This is a genomic window from Bacillus sp. 95MFCvi2.1, assembly GCF_000374965.1.
Lineage (GTDB): Bacteria > Bacillota > Bacilli > Bacillales > Bacillaceae_G > Bacillus_A > Bacillus_A pseudomycoides.
The window spans coordinates 82391-98786 of sequence record NZ_KB895691.1 but is presented as its reverse complement, the minus strand read 5'-3'; the positions used below and the strand labels follow the sequence as shown (position 1 = coordinate 98786).

At 37.1% G+C, this 16396-nt stretch carries 16 protein-coding genes and 1 other annotated feature; of the genes, 3 read left to right on the top strand and 13 right to left on the bottom strand.

Annotated features, from left to right (window positions below):
* Positions 1-121: 121 nt before the first annotated feature.
* The 7 genes from bioB to C568_RS0103560 form a co-directional block, all read right to left on the bottom strand.
* Complete coding sequence (bioB, locus tag C568_RS0103590; protein ID WP_018766115.1) at positions 122-1120, bottom strand: biotin synthase BioB; 999 nt, start codon at positions 1118-1120, stop codon at positions 122-124.
* The gene (gene bioC, locus C568_RS0103585; protein WP_018780815.1) at positions 1074-1934 is read right to left on the bottom strand and encodes a malonyl-ACP O-methyltransferase BioC; all 861 of its coding nucleotides are present in this window, start codon (positions 1932-1934) and stop codon (positions 1074-1076) included. The genes bioB and bioC overlap by 47 nt, the downstream gene beginning before the upstream one ends.
* On the bottom strand, positions 1900-2640 hold the full coding sequence (locus tag C568_RS0103580) for an alpha/beta fold hydrolase (RefSeq protein ID WP_018780814.1): 741 nt from the start codon (positions 2638-2640) through the stop codon (positions 1900-1902). Before C568_RS0103580 ends, bioC begins: the two co-directional genes overlap by 35 nt.
* Complete coding sequence (bioF, locus tag C568_RS0103575; RefSeq protein ID WP_018780813.1) at positions 2637-3824, bottom strand: 8-amino-7-oxononanoate synthase; 1188 nt, start codon at positions 3822-3824, stop codon at positions 2637-2639. Before bioF ends, C568_RS0103580 begins: the two co-directional genes overlap by 4 nt.
* Entirely contained in the window at positions 3790-4518 is a 729-nt protein-coding gene (bioD, locus tag C568_RS0103570; protein WP_018780812.1) for a dethiobiotin synthase, read from the bottom strand. The genes bioF and bioD overlap by 35 nt, the downstream gene beginning before the upstream one ends.
* Complete coding sequence (gene bioA, locus C568_RS0103565) at positions 4518-5906, bottom strand: adenosylmethionine--8-amino-7-oxononanoate transaminase (protein ID WP_018780811.1); 1389 nt, start codon at positions 5904-5906, stop codon at positions 4518-4520. The genes bioD and bioA overlap by 1 nt, the downstream gene beginning before the upstream one ends.
* A gap of 122 nt (positions 5907-6028) precedes the next feature.
* A complete protein-coding gene (locus C568_RS0103560; RefSeq protein WP_018780810.1) occupies positions 6029-6385 on the bottom strand; it encodes a hypothetical protein in 357 nt (118 codons plus the stop codon).
* A 144-nt stretch (positions 6386-6529) separates the two neighbouring features.
* Positions 6530-6751 (top strand) — a binding site (T-box leader).
* Between the two features lie 257 nt (positions 6752-7008).
* On the opposite strand from C568_RS0103560, the gene nhaC reads away from it, so the two are divergent.
* Positions 7009-8382: a Na+/H+ antiporter NhaC gene (gene nhaC / locus C568_RS0103555; protein ID WP_003208412.1), complete on the top strand. Its 1374-nt coding sequence runs from the start codon at positions 7009-7011 to the stop codon at positions 8380-8382.
* A 74-nt stretch (positions 8383-8456) separates the two neighbouring features.
* Here the strand turns inward: nhaC and cpdB are convergent, their stop codons facing one another.
* The gene (gene cpdB, locus C568_RS0103550; RefSeq protein ID WP_018780809.1) at positions 8457-10781 is read right to left on the bottom strand and encodes a bifunctional 2',3'-cyclic-nucleotide 2'-phosphodiesterase/3'-nucleotidase; all 2325 of its coding nucleotides are present in this window, start codon (positions 10779-10781) and stop codon (positions 8457-8459) included.
* Positions 10782-11240: 459 nt separating this feature from the next.
* On the opposite strand from cpdB, the gene C568_RS0103545 reads away from it, so the two are divergent.
* Both C568_RS0103545 and C568_RS0103540 read left to right on the top strand, forming a co-directional pair.
* Positions 11241-12011, top strand: coding sequence for a GDSL-type esterase/lipase family protein (locus C568_RS0103545; RefSeq protein WP_018780808.1), 771 nt, complete (start codon positions 11241-11243; stop codon positions 12009-12011).
* A 72-nt stretch (positions 12012-12083) separates the two neighbouring features.
* Complete coding sequence (locus tag C568_RS0103540) at positions 12084-12530, top strand: MarR family winged helix-turn-helix transcriptional regulator (RefSeq protein ID WP_018766123.1); 447 nt, start codon at positions 12084-12086, stop codon at positions 12528-12530.
* Positions 12531-12553: 23 nt separating this feature from the next.
* On the opposite strand, the gene C568_RS34585 is transcribed toward C568_RS0103540, so the two are convergent.
* The 5 genes from C568_RS34585 to argB form a co-directional block, all read right to left on the bottom strand.
* On the bottom strand, positions 12554-12727 hold the full coding sequence (locus tag C568_RS34585) for a hypothetical protein (RefSeq protein ID WP_003200119.1): 174 nt from the start codon (positions 12725-12727) through the stop codon (positions 12554-12556).
* A 55-nt stretch (positions 12728-12782) separates the two neighbouring features.
* Complete coding sequence (locus C568_RS0103530) at positions 12783-13334, bottom strand: DUF2062 domain-containing protein (protein WP_003200118.1); 552 nt, start codon at positions 13332-13334, stop codon at positions 12783-12785.
* 167 nt (positions 13335-13501) lie between these two features.
* Positions 13502-14452, bottom strand: coding sequence for an ornithine carbamoyltransferase (gene argF, locus C568_RS0103525; protein ID WP_006095911.1), 951 nt, complete (start codon positions 14450-14452; stop codon positions 13502-13504).
* Positions 14453-14464: 12 nt separating this feature from the next.
* Positions 14465-15625, bottom strand: coding sequence for an acetylornithine transaminase (locus C568_RS0103520; protein ID WP_018766124.1), 1161 nt, complete (start codon positions 15623-15625; stop codon positions 14465-14467).
* Positions 15622-16389, bottom strand: coding sequence for an acetylglutamate kinase (gene argB / locus C568_RS0103515; RefSeq protein WP_018780807.1), 768 nt, complete (start codon positions 16387-16389; stop codon positions 15622-15624). The genes C568_RS0103520 and argB overlap by 4 nt, the downstream gene beginning before the upstream one ends.
* Positions 16390-16396 lie beyond the last annotated feature (7 nt).

Here is a 16396-nt window from a genome sequence, read left to right as displayed (position 1 = left end):
TACTTTGTAATGGAAACCATAAAAACAGCCATCCTTTCATAAATATTCCATGAAAAAATGGCTGTTTTGTATAAACTTTATTCGATTATTCTAATCTACAAAGGGGCTTTCCCCCTCATTTTTACAGCGCACATTCCTCAATCTCAAACCCTAAATCTTCAATCATATTCCAATCTGCTGTTGGCTCTTGCCCCTCTGTTGTTAAATAATCACCAACAAAGATTGAATTTGCTGCGAATAAGCCAAGCGGCTGCACAGAGCGCAAATTAATTTCGCGGCCACCGGAAATTCGAATTTCTTTTGATGGATTGACAAATCGCATCATCGCTAGTACTTTTAAACATTCTACTGGTGTTAATTCTTTCTGTCCTTCAAGCGGTGTTCCTTTTACAGCAACAAGGAAGTTACATGGAATAGAATCCGCATCTATACGTTGTAATTCAAGCGCAATTTCAACGCGCTGCTCTTTCGTTTCCCCCATTCCAAAAATCGCACCAGAACATGGGGAAATACCCGCTTGCTTTGCTTTTTCTACTGTATCTACACGATCATCATACGTATGTGTTGAGCAAATGCTATCATAATTGTTTGCATGTGTATTTAAGTTATGGTTATAACGGTGAACACCTGCTTCTGCTAAGCGTCCTGCTTGATCCTCATTTAAAAAACCTAAGCAGCAGCAAATTTTCAAATCCGTTGTTTCACGGATTTCTTTCACTGCACCGATAACATGATTTACTTCTTTATCAGTTGGACGACGACCAGATGCAACAATACAGTATGTACCCGCTTTACGGCGAATTGCTTCGTGTGCACCTTCAATAATTTTTTCCTGTGTTAACCATGCATACTTATCGATTGGTGCCTCTGAAACGATAGACTGTGAGCAATACCCACAATCTTCTGGGCATAATCCAGATTTCGTATTAATAATCATATTTAATTTTACTTTTTTACCAAAATGATGATGACGTATGATATAAGCTGCATTCATAATCTCTAATACTTCTGTATCATCTGCTTCTAAAATAGCTATCGCTTCTTCTTTCGTTATACTTCTGCCCTCTACTACTTCAGATGCAATTTGCTTCCAATCTACTTTTGTTTGTACTTGTTTCATTTCTTCTCTTCCCCTCTTTTTCAATATACGCAAATAAAGCATGGTACGTTGCTACAATTTCCCCTTCTTCCGTGAAATCTTTTTCGTATATGCGGAGCATAGTTCGAAAGATAGACGGGCTTTGACAGTAAGATTCTGCATTGCTATTCGTCGCGCCTACTTTCCGAATCGATTGCAGAAACTCACGAACTGTAGCAAACTTCTCTATGTAACATGTTTCAGAAACATGAACATCCCCTGTTACACTTTCACATACATCTTGCAGCTGTTCTCTCGTTAAAAAATGTTGTCCAACAGATGCATCATTTTGCATATTTCTTTCTTTTTTAGCACTTTGAAATGCCGTATGAAGTTCTTGAAATGTTTGCTCTCCAAATGTTGAAAATAACAACAAGCCATCCTCAAATAAATGATGATGATATAAACGTTTCACCGTTGTTTGCAAATCGTTTAGCCATTGAAATGTTGCACTTGAAATAATGACATCAAATGACTCACTTAATGTAAGATGTTCAATATCTTCACACCGAAATGTCACAGATTCCACGTGATTTCTCGTTTTCGCAACAGCAATCATACTTTCAGCAAAATCAATTGCAGTAATTGCTGCATTTGGAAAGGAAACAGCTAATTGCTCAGTCAAATAGCCTGTGCCACATCCGAGTTCTAAAATACGGATAGACGACATCTTGTGATAGTGTTTTTTCATTATAGAAATTAATTGTTGCGCCATCTTTTTTTGTACACTTGCATATTGATCATAGGATACAGCTGCCCCATTAAATCGTTTTTGTAATAACGTTTTGTTGATCATTTTGTATCCCCTCTACAAACTGGATGATTTCATTTGCGCAATATTCGGAATCAGTTACACAAAGTGCATGCCCAGCTCCATTTATTACTTTAAGCGCCCCATTCGTATTTTCTTGTATATAGCGAGCAGCAGATAGTGGACATATCGCATCCTGTTCTCCATGAAGAAGTAATACCGGCATCTTTACATGCTTTAACTGACTTCTCATATCCATCTCTATTAAATAATCAAGTCCCAGCTGTAAAGATTCAATGAAATCACCTTGAAAACGTTCTGCAATGTCTTCAAATTGTTCACTATCTTTTATCTCTTGTTTTGTAAACATACTTTTATAGAAACGCTCCAATGTGTGGTCCTTTCGCTTCACTAAACTTCTTTTCATCCGCTCTACAAAAGGAAGTTTCCATCCACTCTCGTAATTTTCATCCACTGTAAACTTTGCTGTACCACCTATTAAAATCATCCCTTTTACCCGCACTCTATCACATGCTTGAAGGGCAGCTAATGCACCAAGTGACCATCCAATCAAAATCACATCCTGCCCTCTTGCAGCTTCTGCTACTCGTTCTGCAAACTCACTAAGTTCTTTTACACCACGCCATTCAACATGCCAGACAGAATATTCCTGAAAATACGGAAGTAATGGATCCCATACTTGTTTTTCCATCCCCCATCCAGGAATGAAAATAAGCTCGGGCTGTTTCATCTCATTCCCCCCTCTTCTTTACCAATTCGAATGATTTTCTCAATAGCCCATTGTAAGTCAGCTTTTGTATGTTCAGATGTAACTGCGAATCGGATTCGCGAACTATTATAAGGAACAGTTGGTGGCCTGATAGCAATTGCAGCAATTCCTGCCTCCTGCAGTTTTTTACTAAAATGTAGTGTAGCTTCATTCGACGCCACAATAATTGGTACTATATGTGTTGAACTATCACCAATATTGAAACCAACTTCTTCTAAAGCATTGCGGAAATAAGCTCCATTTTCTAAGAGCCGCTGCCGTCTTCCCTCATCTTCCTTCACAATTTCAATTGCACGTTTCATTGCGCCAAGTGTCCCTGGCGGTAATGCTGTTGTGAAAATGAAGCTTCTCATCGTGTTTTTCATATAATCGATACAAATTGCATCACCTGCTAAATAAGCTCCATAACACCCTAGCGCTTTACTAAACGTTCCCATATGAATGTCGATTCCTTCAGAAAGTCCCTGCTCTACATGCGCTAAACCAGCACCATGCTTTCCATATATTCCACCTGCATGCGCCTCATCAACCATCAATAATGCTCCATATTTTTCTTTCAGCATAATCAACTCTTTTAGATGCGCAACATCTCCATCCATGCTGAAAACCGTGTCTGTTACGATTAACTTTCGCTTTGCGACAGGTGCCATCTGCAACAATCTTTCCAAATATTCTAAATCATTATGTCGATATCTTTTATGTTCTGCACCGCTAAGCATAATCCCATCAACAATGCTGGCATGATTTAACTTATCGCTAAAAACAATGTCGTGACGCCCAACTAAAGAAGAGATTGCCCCGACATTTGCTGAATATCCACTGTTCACAATGATTGCTTTTTCAGTTTCTTTCCAATCACAAACACTCTGTTCTACCTCTTCATATAGTGCATAATTTCCTACAACAAGTCGTGATGCTGTCGCTCCTACTCCATATTCCTTTGTCGCTACAATAGACGCTTCTTTTAATCGTCTATCTCCCGCCAAGCCTAGATAGTTATTCGAAGCTAAATTTAACATACGTTTTCCATTCCTAATAAGCCATGGTTCTTCAGCTTGCTCAGTCATAACTACATGTCGATATTGTGATTTCTCTTTCAAACGATTTAAACTAGAGTGAAAGTGTAGATTCCACGTTTGATCCATGTTTGACGAACTCCTCTAAATTTGAAATCGTAATATTCTCTTCTGCTGCTCTCAATAGTTCTTCACGCGTAAACCCTTCTTGAAGCTCTGGTAGTAAACCCAAAACCGGAATACCACTTAACTCCTCAATCATTTCTTTATTCTCTTGCACACGTTCCTTCTCACATTCCTTACAGCCGGATAAAATAACACCCGCAACTGTTAAACCATGGGCTTTCGCATACGAAATCGTTAAAACGGTATGATTCACAGTACCTAACGCCGGACGCGCGACAATAATAAGTGGTAATTTCAATTCCTTTGCAAAATCAACCACTAAAGCATCTTCTGTATATGGGACTGCAAGACCACCTGCACCTTCTACAAGCAAACTATCAAATTCTGTCATTAACTCATTATAATGAGCCGTAATTTGTGCTAGTGTCACAGTTCTTCCTGCTCGCCGCATTGCCAATCTTGGCGCGAGAGGTTCTTCAATAGAATAAGGACAAATGCGATCAGCCTCTGTCATTACTCCTGATGCCATTTTCAATCTAACTGCATCCCCTTCTGGATTCGAAGCGATGTGCCCGCTTTGCAATGGTTTATATATCCCTACGTTATACCCGCGATTTCTAAATACTCCTGCTAATGCACCTGTAACAACTGTTTTTCCCACTTCCGTATCCGTTGCCGTTATAAAAAAGCCACCCATTATTCTCCCTCCGTAACATCTGCAATTGCTTGATATAAAATGTGCAGCATTTCATCAATCTCATCTACTTGAGATGCTAACGGTGGCATAAATACAATGGTATTACCAAGCGGACGTAAAATCATTCCTAGTTCTCTTGATCGCTTACACACTTCCATGCCTACTCGCTCCGTCCACTCAAACGGCTCTTTCGTTTCTTTATTTTTCACAAGTTCAATTCCTACCATCAATCCACACTGACGAATATCTCCAACATGTTTGTATTCATAAAGTGCTTCCAATTGTTTCCCTACATATTCTGCTTTGTATGCAACATCTTTTACTAGATTTGTTTTTTCATAAAGTTCTAAATTAGCAATTGCAACTGCGCAACCTAATGGATTGCCGGTATAACTATGACCATGGAAAAATGTTTTCTGCTCTTCATAGCTACCTAAAAAAGCATCATAAATTTCATCTGTTGTCACAGTAATAGCTACCGGTAAATACCCACCGGTTAAGCCTTTTCCAGCTGTTAAAATATCCGGTGTAACATTTTCATGTTCACAAGCAAACATTTTTCCAGTACGACCAAATCCCGTTGCCACCTCATCTGTAATAAATAAAACATTATATGTTGTACAAAGATCTCGAAGACCTTTTAAATATCCTTTCGGCATTGTAATCATACCGCCTGCACCTTGCATTAACGGCTCTACAATAATCGCTGCAATCTCATCATGTTTTTCTTTTAATAACTCTTCCATTTCTTCCAAATGTTTTTGAACAATTTGTTCTTTGTCATCCCCATAAGGAGAACGATATGTATATGGATATGGCATTTTTATTGCTTCAAATAAGAGCGAACTGTACACTTGGTGAAACAAGTCAATCGCTCCTACTGAAACAGCTCCAATTGTATCTCCATGATATGCTTCTTTTAATGTAATAAACTTTTGTTTTTTAGGTTTTCCTTTATGCTGCCAATATTGAAAAGCCATCTTAATTGCAATTTCAACAGCTGTAGAACCAGAATCTGAATAGAATACTTTTTTCAAACCTTCCGGAACAACTTCAATGATCTTTTCTGCAAGTAAAATCGATGGCACATTTGCAAGTCCTAGCATAGTCGAATGCGCGACTTTATTTAATTGTTCACGAATTGCATTATCTAATTCAGGAACATGATGTCCATGAACATTAAGCCAAATGGATGAAACGCCATCCCAATAACCATTTCCATTTACGTCATATAATTTACGGCCTTCTCCTCGCTCAATAATAACTGGATCTTCCGCTAAATAGTCCTTCATTTGCGTAAATGGATGCCATACGTATGCTTTATTTTTCTCAGCCAACTCTTCATATGTATAGGTTGTTCTTTTACTTGTATTGCTACTAACAGTCACAATTGTCACCCCTAATGTTAACTTTTATATAAATATAGTTAACATTAAAATTAAAATACTGTCAATTATTTTAAAAGGTAAATGTTCTTAAAAAAGAACGACTTATCATAAGATAAGTCGTTTTATTTTCCATGCTGAATCTTTCCGATTTCCAAAATAATCTCTTCGTCTTTTTTCCCTTCAGTATCAATTCCAAGTTTTTTTGCATGTTCTATAAGCAGCTCATGACGCTTTTCAAACCTTGCTGTATTTAACTCTTTTTGAATTTCTTTTTCTGTTTTTCCTTCAAGAGGAACACCTAATTTAGCAGCTGTTTTCTCTCTATTCTTTTCTTCTTTGACTTTCTCTAATTCCTTTGTTTCTACTTTTTGCTCAACCTTTAATTTCGGTTGATCTGGTGATGCCGCAAATACTGTATAAATTCCAGCACCTCCACCAAGAACAAGTAAGGTTGTCAAAAGAAATAATTTTTTCTTCATTCACTCCCCTCCTTTCTATTTTCATTATAACGCACAAATAAGAACTAAAAAAAACATTCTCTCGTTATTTTCTTTAAAAAAATAATAAGTATATATGTTGACATATGTGATAGATATGTGATAAAAATTTAACTAACATCATATGAATCGGCGATGATAGGATTTAGTAGTATTTCGTTTCCTGATTTCAGAGAGCTGGTGGTCGGTGCGAACCAGTACAGAGCGAATTATGAATTACCCCCTGGAGCTTCTTTTACGAAACGTTTGGAGTAGTGAAAGACGGTTATGGACCGTTATTTCTACAGAGTGGTGAAATGAAACTGTTTCACAATTTAGGGTGGTACCGCGATTTTTTTCGTCCCTGCATATACTGCAGGGGCGTTTTTTATTTTCTGTTGGTGCATATTATACGACCCTTTATTTTGTGCTACGTTCATTTCACAAGCTAGGGTGGTACCGCGATTCTTTTCGTCCCTGCATATTTATATGCAGGGACGTTTTTTTATGATGCTAAACAATTACCGGTAATTTGTCGCAAAATTCTAAATTTTAGAAGGAAATATACAATATTGGCGAATTTTATATAAAAAAGAACTATTTTAGATTATTAGGAGGGGCAAACAATGGTTTCAAAAATTGAATCTATTCTTTTAACATTTTTCATCTTTTTCTGTATTGGCTTTAGCGTTATTCAATTAGGAACATCACCACACATTCCAATTTTATTTGGCATTATTGTATTATTAGCATTTGGATTTATTAAAAAAATCCCTTGGTCTACTATGGAAAAAGGAATGATAAGTAGTATTTCAGCTGGTATTCCATCCATTTTCATCTTCTTACTTGTCGGTGTATTAATTAGCGTTTGGATCGCTGCTGGGACAATTCCAACATTAATGGTATACGGATTCGGGCTTGTAGCACCAAAGATTTTCATCCCGACAGTCTTTGTTGTTTGTGCAATTGTCGGAACAAGTATCGGCAGCGCCTTTACAACAGCAGCGACAGTAGGACTTGCTTTTATGGGAATGGGTACTGCTCTTGGATACGATCCAGCACTTATTGCTGGTGCAATTGTTTCTGGAGCTTTCTTCGGGGATAAGATGTCTCCTTTATCGGATACAACAAACTTAGCTCCTGCTGTAACAGGAGTGGATCTATTTGAACATATTCGTAACATGCTTTGGACAACAATTCCTGCTTTCATTATTGCCTTTATCGCTTTCTTCATTTTAGGAAGTGGTTCTTCAGGAAATGTTGATTTCTCTACTTTTACAAATGCGTTAGAAAAGAATACAATCATTTCAATTGTCACACTTATTCCGATTCTATTACTATTCGTATGCGCATTTAAAAAAGTACCGGCTGTTCCAACTTTACTTGCTGGCATTGTAGCTGGTATTATCATTCTCTTTATTTTCAAGCCGGGTACATCACTTGCTGATTTGATGAAAATTATGCAAGATGGCTATGTTGCTAAGACAGGCATAAAAGATATTGATAGTTTATTATCACGCGGTGGATTACAAAGTATGCTTATGTCAATTGCACTTATTTTCCTTGCTCTTTCTATGGGTGGGTTACTACAAGGAATTGGCATTATTACTCAGCTTATGAACATTATTTCTAATTTCGTTAAGACAAGCACTCGTTTAATTATTTCTACCGCTTCAACAGCAATTGGAGTTAACTTCTTGCTTGGTGAGCAATACTTATCTATCGTTTTAACAGGACAAGCATTTGCTAACAAATACGATGAAGTCGGTTTAGAACGCCGTAATTTATCACGCGTACTAGAAGATGCAGGCACAGTTGTTAATCCTCTTGTACCATGGGGCGTAAGCGGCGTCTTCTTAGCAAACGTACTAAGCGTTCCAACAATTGATTATGTTCCATACTCAATTTTCTGCTTAGCTTGCCCAATCGTTACAATTATCGTTGGATTCACAGGATTCGGGCTTTCATGGAAAAAAGAAAAAACTGTTTCAGTTTCTTAAATGAAATATAAAGAAAAAGGGATTACCGATAGTGGTAATCCCTTTTTTCTTTATTCCTCTATTTGCGAACGTTATTATCTATTTGCTTTTTTTCGTCTAAATAACATAAACACGCCTGCTCCAACAAACGCAAGTCCCGCTCCAATTGTAGAGAAGACACTCGCTCCCGTTTTTGGTAAATCACGCTCTACTTCGTTTGTTTCTTTATCTTCACTTACATTTGTATGTTCTTTCGTATCTTTATTTCCATTGTCAGGATTTGTTTGGGGATCTCCATTGTTTTCTCCGCCTGGTGTTGTTGGGTTACCACCGTTGTTTTCCCCGCCTGGTGTTGTTGGATTACCACCGTTGTTCTCCTCACCTGGTGTTGGCGGTGTTGTTGGCTTATCTCCATCATTTCCTTCACCTGGTGTTGGCGGTGTTGGCGGTGTCGGCTTATCTCCATCGTTCTTTTTCGTTAAATCAATTGCATATTTCGCAAACTCATTTTCAGATGGACCAACATAAGAGATTTTCCCATCTTTTGTAATATACTTTTGCGCATTTGGTGAAGAGTCAAATGTCGTATTTAATTTTTCAGCAACGATTGGTTTAAACGCCCAGTTTTGATCTGCTGCCGGGTTAATAACTGGTGTTTCTTTCATATATTTCGCAATGATTTGACGTGTTTCATCTTGAGATTGATACACAACTTCTCCCTTACTTACACCTGGGAATGTTTGGCTACTACCACGGTAGTTATTGGTAGCAACAATAAATTCTTGATTATCAGCGATTGGTTTCCCATCATATGATACGTTCACAATACGATTCGCATTTGGATTTACTACTTTTCCATCTTTATCATATTTTGCTGGTTGTGTAACATCAATTTCGTATTTTACGCCATCTAAAATATCAAAGTTATATGTAGGGTAGTTTACATTTACTAATGACTGTTCTTCTGCTTTAGCTGGATCAATTTGATTAAACTGGCCTGCAGACATTTCAAGCCATTCTTTTACTTGTGCACCATTTACTTTTACAGCATACAGTGTATTTGGATATACATATAAATCAGCAACGTTTTTAATCGCTAAAGTTCCTGCTGGAATATCAGTATAATAAGTTGCACCATTTCGGCCGCCTGCTTTAAAAGGTGCACCTGCTGATAAAACTGGGATTCCTTTATATTTACTGTATTGTCCATTTTCTGCAAATAGCTTTTCTACATACCATTTTTGGGCATTCGTAACAAGCTGTACAGATGGATCATCTTGTACAAGTGAAAAATAACTATTAATTGGTGCTGTTGTTTTACCGACAGGTGTATTTACATATTTAATTGTCGCTTCATGATCATCTTTAATTTCATCAACTAATTTCTTATCAGATTCTACTAATGCATTTCCTTTACTATCAGAAATCGGACGAACACTTGGAACTGATTTATCTTTTTGTACTTCCCACTTGCCGTTTACCTTTTTCAGCTCCATATCAATGATACCTAAATTACTTCCAAAAACACCTGGCATCACAACTGGAACACCGTTAAACTTGTCCGTTATTACCGTATGAGAATGTCCCATTAACACTGCATCAACACCAGGCACTTTTGTTGCTAAATAATATGATGCATTTTCCATGCCAGCATTATAACCACTTTGATCAACACCAGAGTGGGCTAATGCAACAATAATATCTGCACCTTTAGCTTGCATTTCTGGAACCAATTTCTCTGCCGTTTGTACAATGTCTTTCGCTTTTACTTTTCCTTCTAAATTCGCTTTATCCCAGCCCATAATTTGGGGTGGTACAAAGCCCATTACACCGATTTTCACTGTTTGTGTTTTGCCAGCTTCATCTGTTACTACTTTGTCAAAAATATGGTACGGTTTAAAGTAGTTTTCATCATTCTCTTCAATATCATCGCCATCGTATTTATATACATTTGAATTAATAACCGGGAACTGCGTTTTACTAGTCGCCTTCTTTAAGTAATCCAAGCCATAGTTAAACTCATGGTTTCCAAGAGAAATGACGTCATACTTCATTAAATTCATTACACGATATAAAGGGTGAACATAGTTTCCATCCAAACCTTTTTGCGCCACATAATCCCCAAGCGGCGTCCCTTGTAGAGCATCCCCATCATCAAATAGTACAGAGTTTTTCGCTTTTGCACGTTCCTCATTTACAAGAGTTGCTGTCTGAACTAAACCAACTTTATTATCTGTTTTCGTTTGATAATAGTCGTAGTTCATTAAGTTAACATGAATATCCGAAGTTTCCAATATTCGTAAATTAACTGTACTTTCTCCTGCTTGTTCCTCTGCATGAGCAATAGTTGGCATTACTTGAGGTGCGATAACACCTAATGCAAGCGTCGCTCCTGCTAGCGCTTTCTTTGATTTCTTCACAAAAAATCCCCCTTATTAAATTGTCCCTTTAAAAACAAATAAAATGAACTTTTCATCAAACTCTAATAAAGTATTCTCTACCTTCATTCTCTTATTTCCTCATATTAGAATATTAGAGTGATGCCTATTCACTTATCCCGCTATTTGCGGGCAGTAAGATCCTCACCTCAAAATTTAGCAGAAGCAAAAAAGTTAGATGGGGGATCAACTGCCCGTAAAAGCCCGATTGGTTCAACTAACCATCAGGTGAAGGGATGAAGAAAATCCCCCACTGATGGAAGTTTCACCTTATCTGACATTATCATATCGAACATACTTTCATATCGTCAATAATTTTTGACATACTTCTACAAATTTTATGTAAATTTATTGTAAACTTTACATAAAGATATAATATAACCTTCCATTACTTATACAGCTAAATATGATACAATAACCAATTACAAGGAGGATAATTTTATGAAAAAAGTCATCTTAATTATTGTTTGTCTCCTCCTTCTAATCATTTCTTATTCGTATTTTGAAAAGAACGATGAGACAACAAAACAAAAAGAAAAATCAGCATCATCTACTCCTCATTGGATTGATAAACAAACAAATGACTCTTTTTATCATCTTGTGTTAGGAGATTCGCTTGCAAAGGGATATGGCTCGACACAAGGAGGGTTTTCCGAATTAGCTTCCAAGCAAATAGAGGAACAAATTCACAAACCGATTAGAGTAGAAAACCTTGGAGTGAACGGACTTACAACAGATCGTCTCGTTCAAAAAATTCAGGCAGAAGAAGTGCAGCAAAAAATTAAAGAAGCAAATATAATTACCATTAATATTGGAGGAAATAATTTATTCCGTTTAAATCGTGATGTAGGTGTTATAGATGGTATTAAAATGTTAAATAAAGAAAAAACTCATTTTGAAGAAGACGTAAAAAACATTGTAAAGACAGTTCGAACTCTCAACCCAAATGCTTTACTCATTCTATCTGAGCTCTATAACCCTCTACAACTCGATGATTCAATTGCTTCTTATGCAGATATGTTTTTAGATGGCTGGAATGATGCGGTTTACTCAATTTCAAAAGCGAATCAACCGTCCATTGTTTTACCAATTCGAAAATTAATACCAAATGATAAAAAAGAATTACTGTACGATCAAGTACATCCAAATGATAAAGGTTATGAAATTATTGCCAACGCGTTTACTAAACAAGTTCTATCCTACAAATATTAAAACAAAAACGAACAATTCTATTTTTATACGGTACCTTTTTTTGTTACAATGATAATGGAAGGGGGCCTTTATATGGAATCACGCGAATGGGAACGTATTGTTGATCATCTTCTTTCGTTAGTGCCTCTTTTTTATCGCAAATTTATGCTTCCTGGAGAGTTTTCTTCACAAAGGCACATGCCACCGTCACATACACAGGTGTTACTGCTATTGCATGAACGTGGCACATTAGCAGTGTCAGAAATCGGAAGGCGATTAGCGATTTCAAGGCCCAACATGACACCTCTATTAAATAAATTGATTCAAGAAGAACTTATAGAGCGTCATTACAGCGAAAAAGATCGACGAGTCATTTTAATTTCTCTAACACTAGAAGGGAAATCGTCAGTAAGTCAATATCAACAATTCATTTTAGACAAACTAAAAGAAAACTTTCAAACATTATCGGAAAGCGATCGTGAACAACTCATTCACTCGCTTCAAACGATTCAAAATTTAATTTTGAAAACAAACGTATAAAGCTGCTTCCAAAGGAAGCAGCTTTATGATTCATAATAGTTTCCATAATATACATTTGAATACGGCCATGTTGTTAAGTATGGTTTTTGCTCCGGAGAAGGCTGCGCTTGCTGATATGTTTCAAACTGTTGCCTTGTATAAGGAACAGGATAATAATGCACATATGAGTATGCTTGAGGTACATAGTAATAATACATTCATTCACCCTCCTTTTTTAAGCATATTCAAGGCGGAAAATGAATGTGACATTCTTTATATTTGTACAAGTGGTTCTCTCGCGCGTTTTTTTCTTTTTTTCAAACGTAACTTACGGTTCTTTTCATATAAATAATGCACAACAAAATAAGATATTACTCCAAATACAACCCCGAAAATTGTCATCCCAATTAATACATATACTTCACTCTGTAATAAGCTCTTTAACATAATAAAAATATTACTCGAGAAAAGATCAGATATTGTATATGGTTTATGCTGAATTACCTTTATTTCAAATGGATATAAAGTTTTCCCTAATGCATATGCAAACGGAAACAAAATTACCGGAAGAAATGATATTTTTCCGATAATATTACCAATAACCGCTGCTGGAAAAGATCCCTTTGCTAAGCGTACAATTGGATAAAAAATAAGATAAACAAGTGACGCTGTATAAATCACCAACATTTCCAAAGCAAATCCAATCGCAAATCCACGTGACACTTTCTTCGCTCCTTCTGGCGACCGGAGCAACTTATAATAATGAAATTTAAGCACTCTCCAAATACGTTGAAAAAATGAATATGTTTTTTTACCTGTTTGCACAATTATCATCTCTTTAATAGTTTTTTCTCTTCGTAGTATGAACTTAATACTACGACACAAACAACCCTATTTAACTTCACTTATACTAACTTCATCTTATTATAAATGATACAAAGAACATTCACCAAATATACATCAGACATTTCGTAACAAAAAAACCTCCCCGATTAGGAAGGTTTTTTGATGTTTTGAAGTAGACTTACCAATAATGCTTTTTGAGCGTGCAATCGATTCCCTGCTTGCGCAAAGACAACAGAATGCGATCCATCTATAATTTCTCCTGTTACTTCCTCTTCACGATGAGCGGGTAAACAATGTAAGAAGCGATACGTTGCTTTCGCATGCTGAACAAGTTTTTCGTTCACTTGAAACGGTTGAAATAATTGGTATTTCCCTTCCGTATCTTCTTGCCCCATGCTCATCCAAACATCGGTATAGATAAAGTCAGCACCTTTCACTGCCAACTCCGGATCATTCAAAACTTCAATATTTGCTCCCGTCTCATTTGCAATTTCTAGCGCACGCTTTACAATTTGTTCATTCGGTTCATACCCTGGGGGAGTCGCCACTGTCATATGCATACCGACTTTTGCACTTGCTAGCAGTAAAGAGTGACATACATTATTTCCATCCCCTAGGTAAGCAAGTTTAATCCCTTTAAATGTATGAACTTCTTCATAAATTGTCATCAAATCAGCTAATGCCTGACACGGATGATGATCATCTGTCAATCCATTAATAACAGGAATACTTGCTTCTTTCGCAAGCTCCTCTACATCTGCGTGCGAGAATGTACGAATCATAATTCCATCAATATAATGAGATAATACTTTTGCTGTGTCTGAAACACTTTCTCCTCTGCCAAGTTGCATTTCTTTTCCACTTAGAAACATTCCATGTCCACCGAGTTGTACCATTCCTGCTTCGAAAGAAACACGCGTACGAGTTGAATGTTTATCAAAAATTAACCCTAATATTTTCCCTTCTAATAAAGGTTCATGCTTCTCTTTTTTTAAATACATTGCAAATTCAATTAGCGCAATTATCTCCTCTTGCGTCAGTTCTTCTAATGTTAAAAGATCTTTCGTTTGTAATTTCGGTACTTGTATAGTTGACATAGAATTTCCCCCTTATAATATTGGTGATTTTTGTGTACAAATCACTCTTTTTATCATATTTACTGCTTCGTCTATTTCTTCATTCGTTACAATGAGTGGTGGTAAAAGTCGCAAAACATTTGTTCCAGCTTGCAATACAAGAAGCCCCTCTTTTTCTAACTGTTCTATAATGAATGTGACGTCACACTTACAAACGACTCCAATCATAAGTCCTCTCCCTCGAATATTAGTAATCCATTCAACATCAAGTAATTCTTTCTTTAATTTTTGCAGGAAGTATTCTCCCTTTTCTTTTACTTCTTGTAAAAATGAAGGTTGTTTTATAATTTGTAGTACTTCTTTTGCTGCTGTCATTGCAATGTAATTTCCGCCAAATGTTGAACCATGAGTCCCCGCTGAAAAAGCAGTCATAAGCTCTTTCTTTCCAAGCATTGCCCCAACCGGGATCCCATTTCCAAGCGCCTTTGCCGCTGTAACGATATCTGGGGATGTTCCGGTCTGTTCATAAGCAAACAACGTTCCCGTTCTTCCCATACCCGTTTGCACCTCGTCGATTATATAAAGAGCACCATATTGTCTACATAACTTCTCAATCTCTTGCAAAAAGGAAATATCAGCAGGTAAGACGCCACCCTCACCTTGAACAACTTCCACCATAACTGCAGCTACTTCTTCATTCATTGTCTCCCTGAGCGCGGCTATATCATTAAAGGGAATATGTGAAAAAGATGGAAGAAGTGGACCAAATCCCTTTTTTACTTTCTCTTGCCCCGTTGCGCTCATCGTTCCAAATGTTCTTCCATGGAAAGATTGCTGAAATGTTAAAACAAGAGATTTCCCCGTATGCTTCCGCGCTAGTTTAAGCGCTGCTTCATTGGCTTCTGCCCCGCTATTACAAAAAAACACGTAATCTAACTCACGCCCCTCTGTTAGCAATTCAGCTACCTTTTCTTGTGCCTTGTGCGGAAAAAGATTTGATATATGCCAAATTTCCTGTAATTGCTTTTTTACTGCTTCTACAAGTACAGGATGACAATGTCCTAAATTACATACAGCAATTCCAGAAGTAAAATCTAAATACTTTTCCCCACTTTCATCTATCACTTTTGTTCCGGTTCCTTGAACAATTTCAACACTGCGTCTCCCATATGTCGGAAATATATGACTACTCATACGATATTCACCCCTTTTGTTACCGTCGTTCCAACCCACTCCCCTGATGTTCCTACAAAATGTTTTGTACCATTTACAATGCTGACATGCTCGACTCCCATCTGTATTGAGGTGAGAGCAGCCTGCACTTTCGGAATCATCCCCCCTGTAATAATTTCTTTTTCTATCAGACGTAGGATCTCAGCTTCATCCGCTTTCGTTAACAACTTCCCTTCGAACAATATCCCATCTACATCCGTAATAAAAATAAGTTCTTTCGCCCCCAGCGCAGCTGCAATTCCGGCTGCGGCTGTATCTGCATTTATGTTATAAACCTGGTTTCCTCTTACCCCAATTGGAGCAATAACCGGAATATAATTCAAATCTAGTAACCCTTTTAATAGTGAAGTCTCTACACCGGTAACTTCACCAACATATCCAATATCCTCATCAAAAGGCTGAACTTGAAGTAATTTCCCATCACAACCAGAGATTCCGACTGCATGCAAGCCATGCTTTTGAAAATTCATCACCATTTTTTTATTCGTGCTTCCGCATAAAACCATTTGAACAACATTCATCACTTCTTTTGTCGTCATACGTAATCCATTCTTCTTTTCAATTGGAATATTAAATCGCTTTAGCTTTGCATCAATTTCTGCTCCACCGCCATGAACAACAATAACTTGATATTTTTTCTTCAGCTGCTCTATACATTCAAAAAACACATGTTCTAAACGTTCTAGCATACTACCACCGCATTTTACTACGATATACTCGCTCATCTTCTCT